The organism is Nocardiopsis gilva YIM 90087 (assembly GCF_002263495.1).
Lineage (GTDB): Bacteria > Actinomycetota > Actinomycetes > Streptosporangiales > Streptosporangiaceae > Nocardiopsis_C > Nocardiopsis_C gilva.
Genome location: NZ_CP022753.1, coordinates 1,321,081 through 1,333,838 on the forward strand (window position 1 = coordinate 1,321,081; position 12,758 = coordinate 1,333,838).

General features: G+C 69.7%; 9 protein-coding genes and 1 pseudogene. 4 read left to right on the top strand and 6 right to left on the bottom strand.

All coding sequences use genetic code 11. The features are described 5' to 3' along the window. Positions 1-2 precede the first annotated feature (2 nt). The gene (locus CDO52_RS06305; protein WP_086003453.1) at positions 3-788 is read right to left on the bottom strand and encodes a phosphatase PAP2 family protein; all 786 of its coding nucleotides are present in this window, start codon (positions 786-788) and stop codon (positions 3-5) included. 152 nt (positions 789-940) lie between these two features. On the opposite strand from CDO52_RS06305, the gene CDO52_RS06310 reads away from it, so the two are divergent. Next, a complete protein-coding gene (locus tag CDO52_RS06310; RefSeq protein WP_017619969.1) occupies positions 941-1,783 on the top strand; it encodes an ion transporter in 843 nt (280 codons plus the stop codon). A gap of 117 nt (positions 1,784-1,900) precedes the next feature. Here the strand turns inward: CDO52_RS06310 and CDO52_RS06315 are convergent, their stop codons facing one another. Together CDO52_RS06315 and CDO52_RS06320 are read right to left on the bottom strand one after the other, a co-directional pair. After that, a complete protein-coding gene (locus CDO52_RS06315; protein WP_017619968.1) occupies positions 1,901-2,104 on the bottom strand; it encodes a cold-shock protein in 204 nt (67 codons plus the stop codon). Positions 2,105-2,417: 313 nt separating this feature from the next. Further along, positions 2,418-4,052, bottom strand: a complete 1,635-nt coding sequence (locus CDO52_RS06320; RefSeq protein ID WP_026126032.1) for a dolichyl-phosphate-mannose--protein mannosyltransferase — start codon at positions 4,050-4,052, stop codon at positions 2,418-2,420. A gap of 97 nt (positions 4,053-4,149) precedes the next feature. Here CDO52_RS06320 and rsmI point away from each other — a divergent pair, with 97 nt between their 5' ends. Next, a complete protein-coding gene (gene rsmI / locus CDO52_RS06325) occupies positions 4,150-5,022 on the top strand; it encodes a 16S rRNA (cytidine(1402)-2'-O)-methyltransferase (protein WP_017619966.1) in 873 nt (290 codons plus the stop codon). Positions 5,023-5,179: 157 nt separating this feature from the next. On the opposite strand, the gene secD is transcribed toward rsmI, so the two are convergent. Together secD and CDO52_RS06335 are read right to left on the bottom strand one after the other, a co-directional pair. Then, complete coding sequence (secD, locus tag CDO52_RS06330) at positions 5,180-7,849, bottom strand: protein translocase subunit SecD (protein ID WP_017619965.1); 2,670 nt, start codon at positions 7,847-7,849, stop codon at positions 5,180-5,182. A 78-nt stretch (positions 7,850-7,927) separates the two neighbouring features. Continuing rightward, a complete protein-coding gene (locus CDO52_RS06335; protein WP_017619964.1) occupies positions 7,928-8,428 on the bottom strand; it encodes a hypothetical protein in 501 nt (166 codons plus the stop codon). 249 nt (positions 8,429-8,677) lie between these two features. Here CDO52_RS06335 and metG point away from each other — a divergent pair, with 249 nt between their 5' ends. Further along, positions 8,678-10,495 carry a methionine--tRNA ligase gene (gene metG, locus CDO52_RS06340; protein WP_017619963.1) on the top strand — a complete coding sequence of 606 codons (1,818 nt, stop codon included), beginning with the start codon at positions 8,678-8,680 and terminating at the stop codon, positions 10,493-10,495. 126 nt (positions 10,496-10,621) lie between these two features. After that, the gene (locus tag CDO52_RS06345; protein ID WP_017619962.1) at positions 10,622-11,545 is read left to right on the top strand and encodes a TatD family hydrolase; all 924 of its coding nucleotides are present in this window, start codon (positions 10,622-10,624) and stop codon (positions 11,543-11,545) included. A gap of 100 nt (positions 11,546-11,645) precedes the next feature. Here the strand turns inward: CDO52_RS06345 and CDO52_RS06350 are convergent. Continuing rightward, a pseudogene (locus CDO52_RS06350) lies at positions 11,646-12,747 on the bottom strand (CaiB/BaiF CoA transferase family protein). Positions 12,748-12,758: the final 11 nt, after the last annotated feature.

Sequence of the window (12,758 nt, forward strand, 5' to 3'; positions counted from 1 at the left end):
GGTTAACCGCTCTCCCGTGGCACACGGACCGCGGCCCGGGCCACGGGCCGACGCTTCTCGGGCGCAGCGGTGGACCGGCCGGGCCCCAGCACGAGTCGGCTGATCAGGGCCACGATGGCGCCCAGCGCCATCCCGCCCAGCACCTCGCTGACCCAGTGGTAGTCGAGGACCACCATCAACGTCCCCACCAGTACCACGGGCAGAAGCGAGCCCAGCAGCGCGCGGCGCAGGGCCAGCGGGGCGGGACGCACGCCGCTCGCCCCGAACAGCAGCCAGGCGAGCAGGGGAAAGGTGAGCGCGGCGTTGGCGGTGTGGCCGGACGGGTAGGAGACGAAGCCCTCGAAGGGGGTCGCGCCGAGGGTCACCGTCGTCGTCAGCCAGGCGGTGATGTTGCCGATTCCGGCGTTGACGATGTCCACGTCCAGAACCGGCGGAGTGCGCCCCACGTAGACCTTGAGTGCCGTGCCCAGCAGTGCGAGCGCCGCCAGGCCGGTGACAGTCGCCACAACCGGACGTGGATCGCGCCACCGGAGACTCGCCCAGAACGCGGCGATCGCCAGGAGGGGGATGGTCACGCCGCGCTGGCCGAGGCGGGCGGCCGTGACGGCCAGGACATGGGCGACGCCCTGCGGCTGGCGGGGGTCGAAGTAGGCGTGCGCCGGAGCGTCGAACGAGGTGACCGGCCCATAGCCGATGACCTGCACCGTGATCACGAACAGCAGGACCGCGGCAACGGCGGTCCCCACTGCGTGCGGCCGCCACCAGGCCGCGCCCAGCCAAGCCCGCACCTGGCGCTCACCTCCCCGCGAAACCGCTCCAGTCTAAGCGCCCCCTGCGCAGCCGCTCGCGGCCCGCCGACGGGCGGCAGAGCGGGCATTAGGGTTGGCGGGGATCTTTGCCCGTGGAAGATCCGCCGTGTCCGGGGTGAATGGGGGAATGGATGTCCGTGGGTGCGTTCCGGGACGGGGCTCGCCGGATCGTCGACGCCGGGTGGTTCCAGAACGCGGTCATCACGATGATCATGCTCAACGGCGCGGTCCTCGGGATGCAGACCTACGATGCGCACGCGGATCAGTTCACCACGCTCTTCGCGATGGCCGAACACGTCTTCGTGGGTTTCTTCGTCGTCGAACTGCTGCTCAAATTCTCCGCCCGCGGCGGGGCGTTCTTTCGCGAACCCTGGAACTGGTTCGACGTCATCGTGGTGGGCGTCTCCCTCATTCCCGCCACTTCGGGGTTCTCCGTTGTGCGGACGCTGCGCCTGCTCCGGCTGATCAGCGTAATCCCGCAGATGCGCACCATTGTCAACGCGCTGTTTCGCGCGGTGCCCGGCCTCGGCACGGTCATCGCGCTGCTCTTCGTGATCATCTACACGTCGGCGGTGATGGGCGCGAACCTCTTCAAGGAGATCGCCCCGGAGTTCTTCGGCAATGTCGGTGTCGCCCTGTACACCGTGTTCCGACTGCTCACCACCGAGGACTGGCCCGAGGTCTCCGACGCGGTGATCGACCAGGCGCCCTACGCCTGGCTCTACTTCGTCGTGGTCATCGTGATCAGCGCGTTCGTCGTGCTCAACCTGATCATCGGTGTCATCGTCACGTCGCTGCAGGACGAGGTCGACAGCGGGCGCTGGGAGGAGGACCAGGAGATCGAACAGCACCTGCACGACCAGCTCATGGCCAAGATCGAGGCGCTCTGCGACCAGGTGGCCATCCTCGACGAGCGGGTGCGTGAACTCGGTGGCGACTCCGATCCGGACCCCGACCGCGAGACCGCCCGGTGACCAGGCGGCCCGCCGCCCTGCGAGCGCCGGTCCCGCTGCTCCGCGCATCTACCCGGACCGACGAAACAGCCCTTCGCCCGAAAAACGGGCGAAGGGCCGAGGAACGAATCAGGCGAACTACAGCGTGTGGACGTCGGACGCCTGCGGGCCCTTCGGGCCCTGCGTAATCTCGAACTCGACCTTCTGGTCTTCTTCCAGGTTCCGGAAGCCGGTACCCGCGATCGCCGAGTAGTGAACGAACACGTCCGGGCCGCCGCCCTCAACGGCGATGAACCCGAAACCCTTCTCAGAGTTGAACCACTTCACGGTGCCCTGAGCCATCTGCTCTCCCTTTGGGGACTACAACGGAGCCGCACCCTGCTGGCCCCGGGTTGCTGGACGCCGCCGCCGGGAGTTTCCGCCCAAAAGACCAGCGCCCATGTGTAAGTTCCGCGAGGCGCCTTAGGCATCCATGGAAACCACAACCGCAACCGGTGCATGACACTACCAGCCGTATACGGCGGTTGCCGAGACTTTCCCGGCAGGAAATCCAAGTCGTCAAACTCTGGCCAATTTGGGGTGCGCTCGTTGTTGATTTATCTGTCGCAACGCACTAATGGGTATTCGGTCCCGCCGTAGCGAGCGGTGCCGCTGTTCACGACGGCCCGCCGTTTCCGTAGATCCAGGTGGGGAACCACATGCGCTCCGCCCACTCGTCGTAGGGGATCGTCTCCGCGCTCAGCACCGGGTACATGAAGGCGAAGTCGGCGATGATGACCAGCAGGACCACGCCGAACACCACGCCGCCGACCACCCGGATCCACGGCGAATACCGCGGGCTGTTCTCTCCCGCCCCCATGATCAGCCCCAGCGTCAGCACGATCGCCAGCGCCAGGAACGGCAGGACCGGAAGCGCGTAGAACACGAACATGGTCCGGTCCGGGTAGGCGAACCACGGCAGCCACCCGGCCGCCACCCCCAGCAGCACCGCCCCCGCGCGCCAGTCGCGGTAGATCACCCACCAGCCGACCATCACCGCCAGGGCGGCGATGCTCAGCCACCATACGGCCGGGGTGCCGATCCCCAGGATCGCCGACGAGCACTTGGCCGCGCCGCAGCCGCCGCCCTCGCCGTCGTAGTAGAAGGCGACGGGGGTGCGCATGATGAGCCACTCCCACGGCTTGGACGCATAGTCGTGCGGCTGCGACAGGTGCGTGTGGAAGTTCATGATCTCGGAGTGGTAGTGCGCCAGGCTGATGAGCGCGTCGATCGGCCCCCGCACCCAGGCGGGCAGAGCGCTCAGAACGCCGTTGGCGGTGTGCTCGGCGCCCCAACCGCGGTCATAGCCGCCGGAGGTCACCAGCCACCCCGTCCAGGTGGCGAGGTAGGTCACCGCGGCCACCCCCACCATCTGGAAGAACGCCGGAACCGCATCGAAGGCGAACCAGCGCCACCCCGCGCCCCGCTGTGCGGCACCGCGCCGCGCCCCGTAGTCCCACGCCACCGTGAGCAGGCCGAACGCCGCCAGGTAGAAGAGCGCCGACCACTTGGTTCCGATGGCCAGACCGAGGCACACCCCCGCTCCCAGCCGCCACCAGCGCATCCCCAGGAAGCCGACGGCCTTGTTCCCGGCGTCGGCCAGATCGCCCAACCGCTCCCGCGCCCGATCGCGGTCGATCACCAGACAGGTGAACCCGGCGAGGACCCAGAACGTCAGGAAGATGTCCACCATGGCGATGCGGCTCATGGTGAAGTGCAGCCCGTCCAGCGCCATGATCAGCCCCGCCGTGCAGCCCAGCAGCCACGACCGGGTCATCCGCAGGGCGAGCCGCACCAGCAGCAGCACCGACAGCGCCCCGAACACCGCCACCGCCACGCGCCAGCCGGTCGGGGTCATGGACTCACCGAACGGAAGCAGGCCCCACAGATGGTCGCCCAGCGCGATCATCCACTTGCCCAGTGGCGGATGCACGACGAAGTCGCCGCCGCCCGTCCAGATCTCCTTGCCGCCCTGCGCCAGCACCTGGTCGGCGTTCTTCAGCGTCTCGTGCTCGTAGCCGAACTTCCACAGCGAGAACGCGTCCTTGGCGTAGTACGTCTCGTCGAAGTAGATCTGCCCGGGGTCGCCCAGCCGGATGAAGCGCAGCGCCCCGGCGAACAGCGCCACCAGGACAGCACCCAGCCACCCCGCCCAGACAGGCTGCGGCATCGGTGGCACGAGCCGCGCGCGGGCGGAGTTCTGCGAGGTCGAGGCCGATTCGGAAGCGACTGCAGGTGCTGTTGTGGTCATCTCGCTCATAGAGTTGTCTCGGAGATGGTTGGGAACGCCGATCCGTCGGCCGACGGACGGGGCAAGCCAACCGTAGCGCTTATGGATCGGGTGAAAAGTGACCGCAGGGGCAACCACGGGGGACGCGGATGCCACAGAGTCCGGAACGCTGACGCTGGCGGGTATCCCCATCGGGCACAGCGGCGACGCGCAACCGCGACTGCTGGAGGCGCTTCGCGACGCCGACATCATTGCGGCGGAGGATACCCGCCGACTGCGCCAGTTCGCCGCGCGCCTGGGCATTCGTTTGGGAGGCGAGACCGGAGCGCGGATCGTCTCCTACTACGACGCCAATGAGACCCGCCGCGCCGCCGAGCTCCTCGACGACCTGCGCGCCGGACGCGACGTGCTGGTGGTGACCGACGCCGGCATGCCCGGCGTCTCCGACCCCGGCTACCGGCTGGTGACCGCCTGCGTGGAAGCGGGAGTGCGCGTCACCGCCATCCCCGGGCCCTCCGCCGTCACCACGGCGCTGGTGCTGTCCGGGCTGCCCACCGACCGCTTCTGCTTCGAGGGCTTCCCGCCGCGCAAGGGCCTGGCGGGACGGCTCGCCGACCTGGCCACCGAGCGCCGCACCATGGTCTTCTTCGAAAGCCCGCACCGGCTCGCCGCGACACTGCGGGCGATGGCCGAGGCGTTCGGGCCCGACCGCCCGGCCGCGGTGTGCCGGGAGCTCACCAAAACCTACGAGGAGGTGCGCCGCGGCCCCCTGGCCGAGCTGGCCGAATGGGCGAGCGGGACGGTGCGGGGGGAGATCACCCTGGTCGTGGGCGGTGCCGTGCCGCAGGCGGTGCCCCGCGAACCAGAGGACCTGGCCGCCGCCGTCGCCGAGCGCGAGACCGAGGGCGTGCCGCGCAAGCGGGCCATCCAGGAGGTGGCCAAGGAGCTCGGGCTGCCCAAGCGCGAGGTCTACGACGCCGTGCACCGCTGACGCGCCCGTCCTTCCCCCGTTGATCTCGGAGATATCGACCGAATAATGACGGAAGTTAGGTCGATATCTCCGAGATCAACGGGGGAAGGGGGGTGGCCTCCGGCCACCCCCCTTCGTTGGTCACACGCCGCTCGGGCATGCGCCGCGAGCGACCCGGTCAGACGACCGCGCCGTCGCTCTGCTCCCGAGCACTGCGCATCTCCCTGCGCTGCTTGGTCTTCTTCTCCTTGAGCACGTGCGGCGGTTCGGTCGTGTCGAACTTCTGCAGCCAGATCGCCAGCGGCGCCGCCACCGTGATCGTGGACAGCACACCGGTGATCAGACCCACCAGCATCGCGATCGAGAAGTCGCGCAGCGAAGAACCACCGAAGATGGCCAGCGTCGCCAGGATGAACACACCACCGATGGTGGTGTTCACCGTTCGCGGCAGGGTGTGCAGGATGGCCGTGTTGGTGATCGAGACGAAGCTGGACTTGGCGTCGCGCGCCCATTCGTCCCGGATACGGTCCATCACGACCACCGCGTCGTTCACCGTGAAGCCGATGACGCTCAGCAGGGCGGCGAGGAACACGCCGTCGATCGGCTTGCCCAACCACAGGAACAGGCCGATCACCACGGAGAGGTTGAACGCCAGCGAGAGCATCGTGGCCAAACCGAACGACCAGCGGAACCGCCAGGCCAGGTAGAGCAGCTGCAGGGCGAGCGCGGCGATCAGCGCGATCACCGCCTTGTTCCGCAGCTCGTTGCCCATGCTCGGGCCGATCTTCTCGTCGCTGACGCGGTCGGCCGAGCCCGCCTCGTCGCCGATGGCGTTCTGGATCTTCTCGGCGTCGGCGTCGCTGATCGGGCCGGTGCGCACCGCGATGTCGCCGTCGCCGGACTTCTGGACCACCGCGCTGGGGAACCCGGCGTCGGAGACCACCTGGCGGGCGTCGGTGACGCTGACGCTCTGCTCGGTGGTGAAGTCCATGACCCGGCCGCCGGTGAACTCCACACCGAAGTTCGCCGGGCGCACCACCGCGCCGGCGACCGCGATCACCACGACCAGGCCGGCGATGCCGAGGAACACCTTGCGCATCCCCATGATGTTGGGGTTGTGGTTGGTCAGCCAGGCGCGGACCCCACTGATCTTGGAGATACCGCTGATGCCGGGGTGCTTGCGGACCACCTTGCGGCGGACCGCCCACTCCACGAACACCCGGGCGATGACCAGCGCCGAGACCATCGACGCCAGCGTGCCCAGGCCCAGCGTCACACCGAAGCCCTGGACGTTGCCGGAGGCCAGGAAGAACAGCAGCGCCGCCGCGATGAGCGTCGTGATGTTCGTGTCGAGGACGGCGCTCCACGCCTTCTGCGTACCGTTGACGAACGCCTTCTGCAGGTTCGGCGGGATCGCACGGCGCCGCCGCCGGGACAGCACCCCGGCCTCGGCCTGCTCGGTCTCGGCCTCGGTGGCGTCCAGCATGCCCGCGGACTTGTTGGACTCGTAGACCTTCTTCTGCTGTTGATGCTCTTCCCGCGCTCGCTCGAAGATCAGCACGTTGGCGTCGATCGCCATACCGATCGCGAGCACGAACCCGGCCAGACCGGGCAGGGTGAGCGTCGCCCCGAGCGCGACCAGCGCCGCGTAGGCGATCAGCGTGTAGCAGGCCAGCGCGATGGAGGCGAGGAAGCCGACGAAGCGGTAGGCCAGGCAGATGTAGACCGCGGTGAGCAGGATGCCGATACCGCCGGCGATGAAGCTGGCCTTGATCGCGTCGGCGCCGAGGGTCGGGCCGACGGTCTGGCGCTGGATCTCCTGGACCGGCAGCGGCAGCGAACCGCCCTCGATCAGGACGGCCAGCTCGCCGGCGGACTCCTTGGTGAAGGTGGTGCTGCTGATGGTGGTCGACCCGCCGGACATGCCGGTGTCGCAGGCCACCTCCTGGTTGACCTCGGGCGCCGAGATGATCTTGTCGTCCAGGACGATGGCGACGCGGCGCTTCGCGTCGCCCATCGGGTTACAGGCCGCCTGGCCGGTCAGCTTGCGCCACTGCTCCTTGCCGTCACCGCGGAAGGAGACATCGACCTGCCACTGCGTCTGCGTCGCGCTGTCGAGGACGGCGTTGGCGCTGGAGACCTTGTCACCCTTGATGGCGGTCGCCCCGAGCTGCAGCTGCTGGCCCTGGTCGTCCGGCAGCGTCAGCTTGACGTCCTCGGGGTTCTCGGCGGGCTGCCCGCCGCCGCCCGGCTGCTGGCCCTGGCCCTGCAGCATCTGCTGGAGCTGCTCCTGGGACATGCCGCTGTCGCCGGAGCCCTTGTCGTCCTTGGACTCCTTGGCGTCCTTGTCGCCGGAGTCGCCGCCCTTCTTGTCCTCCTTGGAGGCGTCGGCCGGCGCCTTGGCGTTGTCGGCTTCGCCGCTCGGAGCCTTGGCGTTGTCGCCCGTGGGCGGCGCGACCCCGGCGCCACCCGACGGAGCGACACCGAGGACCGGGTGGAACGTCAGCTGGGCGGTCTGGCCGAGGATGTCGGCGGCCTCGGTCGGGTCCTGCACTCCGGGAAGCTCGACGATGATCCGGTTCGAGCCCGAGCGCGACATGGTCGCCTCGCTCACGCCGAGGCTGTCGATGCGCTGCCGGAGCACCTCGATGACCTTGTCGGTGTTGTCGGCGTCGGCGGGGGTGCCGTCGGGGCCGTCCTCGGTCTGCAGGACGATCTGCGTGCCTCCGCTGAGGTCGAGCCCCAGCTTCGGCGGTATGAACCATGCGGCGCCGAAGGCGCCGAGCACGATGACCAGGGAGATGATGCCGCGCAGCCAGCGCGCACCGGCTCCCGCTTGTGTGGACAAGACGGATACCTCTCAGGGATGCGGGTGAAGAACGACGGATAGGCCCGGCCTCGGCAGCCGGGACGGGGGATGATGGGTTCACACGCGGGTGGTGAGAGGCGGCGCGCGTCCCAGCGGGAGGGAGTACGCGTCGGCGTGGACCGGCATCCGCGCCGATCCCGGGAGCGGGGCTCGCGCCCAGGCGTTGCCGATGTCGGGCAGCCGTGGGATGCCCGGAATGTAGGCCTCGGGGATGTCGCGGAGCGCGGGGCGGTGGTCGCCCTTCCACGCCGGGATCGCGGGTGCGACCGTCGTCGCGTGGTGATCCGGATGCCGGGCGGTCTGAGCGGTCGACGCCGCGGTCGTCGCTCCATGGCCGGGGCGGCAGAGGCGGGGCTGCGTCTCCTCGACATCGGGACCGGGCATGGCGATGGCCCGGCCCGCGGGAAGCACGGACAGCGGGAGCGAGGCGGCGGCGGAAGCGGGCTGCAAGGGCGCGCCGAGCAGCAGCGCGGCGGCCACGAGCAGCATGGCCAGGGCACGGGATACCGTGATGACCACCGCCTTCGACGAATACCGGCTGTGCCGGTCACCTCGCATGTCGCACAAGAGTTTCCGGGACACACACTATCGAGGCGGGGAAATGAATCGCGTCCGCGACGCCGACGGGTTCCCCGGGGCCCTGCGGCTGGGGTCTCCGGGCCCGCCGCACGCCGCCCATTCCGCCCCGTGACCTCGCCGCCCAGCACCGCCCCTCCCCAACCTCGGCTCCCGTTCCACCCGCGGTGGGCACGACGCCGCACCGAAATACGGTGCGAACCCGGGCCCCTGGCCCTTTAGGCTTGAGGCATGTCGTCGAAACGCCACATCCTGACCGCGGTGGCCTGGCCCTACACCAACGGGCCCCGCCACATTGGGCACGTCTCCGGGTTCGGAGTCCCCTCCGACGTCTTCGCTCGCTTCCAGCGAATGTCCGGCCACGACGTGCTGATGGTCAGTGGCACCGACGAGCACGGCACGCCGATCCAGGTGCTGGCCGACCGCGAGGGTGTCTCGGCCCGCGAGCTGGCCGACCGGTACAACAAGATCATCGTCGAGGACCTCGTCGCGCTCGGGCTCTCCTACGACCTGTTCACTCGGACCACGACCGGCAACCACTACGCCGTCGCCCAGGAGCTGTTCACCGGGCTCTACGAGAACGACTACATCTTCACCCACACCACCAAGGGCGCCGTCTCTCCGACGACCAAGCGCACGCTGCCCGACCGCTACATCGAGGGCACCTGCCCCATCTGCGGTTACGACGGCGCGCGCGGCGACCAGTGCGACAACTGCGGCAACCAGCTCGACCCGATCGACCTGATCGACCCGCGCTCCAAGGTCGACGGTGAGGTGCCGGAGTTCGTCGACACCGAGCACTTCATGCTCGACCTTCCGGCGTTCACCGACGTGCTCGGCGAGTGGCTGCAGTCCAAGTCCGGCCAGTGGCGCCCCAACGTCCTGAAGTTCTCCCTGAACCTGCTGGACGACCTGCAGCCCCGGGCGGTCACGCGCGACCTCAACTGGGGCGTGCCGATCCCGATCGAGGGCTGGAGCGAGAACGAGAACAAGCGCCTCTACGTCTGGTTCGACGCGGTCATCGGCTACCTGTCGGCGGCCATCGAGTGGGCCAAGCGCACCGGCGACCCCGACGCGTGGCGCCACTGGTGGCAGAGCGAGGACGCCGAGTCCTACTACTTCATGGGCAAGGACAACATCGTCTTCCACTCCGAGATCTGGCCGGCCATCCTGCTCGGCTACAACGGAGCGGGCGACCGCGGCGGCACGTCCGGCTCGCTCGGCGCGATGAACCTGCCCACCGAGGTGGTGGCCAGCGAGTTCCTCACGATGGAGGGCCGCAAGTTCTCCTCGTCGCGGCGCGTGGTCATCTACGTCCGCGACTTCCTGGAGCGCTACTCCGCCGACGCGCTGCGCTACTACATCATCGCCGCCGGGCCGGAGACCCAGGACACCGACTTCACCTGGGCCGAGTTCGTCCGCCGCAACAACGACGAACTCGTCGCCGCGTGGGGCAACCTGGTCAACCGGTCCATCTCGATGGCGGCGAAGAACCTCGGCGAGATCCCCGAGGCGGGGGAGCTCACCGACGAGGACCGCCGCGTCCTGGACCACTCCAAGGCGGCGTTCGCGACGGTCGGCGAGCACCTGGACCGGTCCCGGTTCAAGGCGGCCCTGCAGGAGGCCATGCGCACCGTCGCCGAGGCCAACAAGTACATCTCCGAGCAGGCCCCGTGGGCGCTGAAGAAGACCGACCCGGAGCGGATGAAGACGGTGCTGCACGTCGCGCTGCAGCTCGTCAGCGACGCGAAGACGCTGCTCACGCCGTTCCTTCCGGAGTCGTCCAACAAGGTGTACGCGATGCTCGGCGGCACCGGTGTGTGGTCGGGCATGCCGCGGATCGACGAGGGCCTCGACACCATCGGCGGTGGGGGGGAGCTGACCTCCTACCCGGTCATCACCGGTGACTACGCGGACAACGAGGCGAAGTGGGAGTCGGTCCCGATCCGCCCCGGAACGCCGCTGTCGCCGCCCAAGCCGCTGTTCACCAAGCTCGATCCGAGCGTGGTCGACGAGGAGCTGGCCCGGCTGGAAGAGGCCGCGGGCTAGCGTGCCGCCGGCGCGGAGCACCGGCAGCACGGGAAACGGGAATAGACCGACCACCGGCGGATCGTTGTACTCAGCGGTCCGCCGCATCGATGTGCACAGGCTGAGGAAAGAAGGAGACGGACGACGATGGGCAAACGCAGTGGCCAGGCCGTTCGAGAACGGAACGCCGCGACCCCGCCGCCCTCCCCAGAGCCGCTGCGCGTCGCCGTGGCCGACAGCCACACCCACATGGACATGCAGGACCCGGCCGTCCCGGAGATCATCGCCGCCGCCGAGGCCGTGGGCGTCACCCCGCTGATCCAGGTCGGCGTGGACGTCCCCTCCTCCCAGTGGGCGGCCCAGATCGCCGCCGAGCACCCCACGGTGTGGGCCGCGGTGGCCTTGCACCCCAACGAGGCCCCGCGCCTCGTGCACGGGGACGGCGCCCAGGGCGTCGAGGTGGATGACACCGACTGGGCGGGCAAGGTGCGCTCCGCCGCGGGCCTGGCCGGGCTGGACGAGGCCGTCGCCGAGATCGACCGCCTGGCGGCACTCCCGCAGGTGCGGGCCGTGGGCGAGACCGGCCTGGACTACTTCCGCACCGGCGAGGAGGGCGTGGAGGCGCAGCAGGAGTCCTTCCGCCGCCACATCGGCATCGCCAAGCGCCACGGCCTGGCCGTGATGATCCACGACCGCGACGCCCACGACGACGTCCTGCGCGTCCTCAAGGAGGAGGGCGCCCCGGAGAAGGTCGTCTTCCACTGCTTCTCCGGCGACGCCGACATGGCCAGAGTGTGCGCGGACAACGGCTACTTCATGAGCTTCGCGGGCAACGTCACCTTCGCCAGCGCCCAGCAGCTCCGCGACGCGGCCGAGGTGGCCCCGGCCGACCTGATCCTGGTCGAGACCGACGCCCCCTTCCTCACCCCCAAGCCCTACCGCGGCCGCCCCAACGCCCCGTACCTCATCCCCCACACCCTGCGCGCCATCGCCGAGGTCAAGGCCATGGACGAGGGTGACCTGGCGGCCACGATCGCGTCGAACGCCAAGCGCGCCTTCGGCCTGGACTAGACGCTCTTCCCCTTATCCGTTGATCTCGGCGGAGTGCACCTCATACCCGCGAGTAGAAGGTGCACTCCGCCGAGATCAACGGGGCGTGGGTGTGGCCGCGCTACTCCAGCTCCACGCCCCAGGCCTTGAGGGCGTCCTCCAGGGCGGGCTCGGGGTAGTCCGGGTCGCGGGTGGCGGCTCCGGGGGTGCGGCTGAAGCGGGGCGCCGGTCCCGGGTAGAGGTGGTCGCCCTTGCGGACGACGGAGCCGCGGGCTTGGACATGGGGGTGGTCGGCGGCCTCGGGCATGGACAGGATCGGCTGGACGCACGCCTCGGTGTCGCCAAGGAGGTCGGCCCACTCCTCGCGGGTGCGGGTGCGCAGGACCTCGGCGAAGCGCTCGCGCAGTTCGGGCCAGCGGTCGCGGTCCCACTGGTCGGGGAGGTCGGCGTCGGCGAGGCCGATGCCCCGCAGGAAGGCCGCGTAGAACTGCGGTTCGATGCAGCCGACGGAGACGTGCTTCCCGTCGGCGCACTCGTAGACGTCGTACCAGGGTGCCCCGGTGTCGAGGTAGTTGGTGCCGCGCTCGTCGGTCCACGAGCCGCGCCGGCGGTCCTCGTAGATCATCGACGCGAGGAACGCGCTGCCGTCGACCATCGCGGCGTCCACCACCTGCCCCCGGCCGGAGGACTGCCGCTCGACGAGGGCGCTGAGGATGCCGGTGACGACGAACATCGTGCCGCCGCCGAAGTCGCCGAGCAGGTTGACCGGGGGCAGCGGCGCCTCGCCTTGGCGGCCGATGGAGTGCAGGGTCCCGTTCAGCGAGATGTAGTTCATGTCGTGCCCGGCGCGGTGGGCGAGCGGCCCGTCCTGGCCCCAGCCGGTCATGCGCGCGTACACCAGCCGCGGGTTGAGGTCGAGGCAGTCGTCCGGGCCGAGTCCGCGCCGCTCCATGGCGCCGGGGCGGAACCCCTCCAGCAGCACGTCGGCGGCGGCGATCAGGCGGCGGGCGGTGGCGACGCCCTCCTCGGTCTTGAGGTCGACGCCGAGGACCGGGCGTCCGGAGGCCATGTGCGGGCGCGGGCACCCGCGCGGACCGCGTCGGCGGTGGCGGGCGGTCCAGCCGGATGACGTCGGCGCCGAGGTCGGCGAGGAGCATCGCGGCCATCGGCCCCGGACCGATACCGGCGAACTCCACGACCCGGATGCCGTTGAGGGGACCCATCGGTAAGCCTC

Excerpts from the sequence above, each read along its gene's own strand:
- CDO52_RS06315 (WP_017619968.1), bottom strand. The coding sequence starts at position 2,104 with ATGGCTCAGGGCACCGTGAAGTGGTTCAACTCTGAGAAGGGTTTCGGG.
- CDO52_RS06310 (WP_017619969.1), top strand. The coding sequence starts at position 941 with ATGTCCGTGGGTGCGTTCCGGGACGGGGCTCGCCGGATCGTCGACGCC.
- CDO52_RS06320 (WP_026126032.1), bottom strand. The coding sequence starts at position 4,052 with ATGACCACAACAGCACCTGCAGTCGCTTCCGAATCGGCCTCGACCTCG.
- CDO52_RS06345 (WP_017619962.1), top strand. The coding sequence starts at position 10,622 with ATGGGCAAACGCAGTGGCCAGGCCGTTCGAGAACGGAACGCCGCGACC.
- CDO52_RS06335 (WP_017619964.1), bottom strand. The coding sequence starts at position 8,428 with ATGCGAGGTGACCGGCACAGCCGGTATTCGTCGAAGGCGGTGGTCATC.
- metG (WP_017619963.1), top strand. The coding sequence starts at position 8,678 with ATGTCGTCGAAACGCCACATCCTGACCGCGGTGGCCTGGCCCTACACC.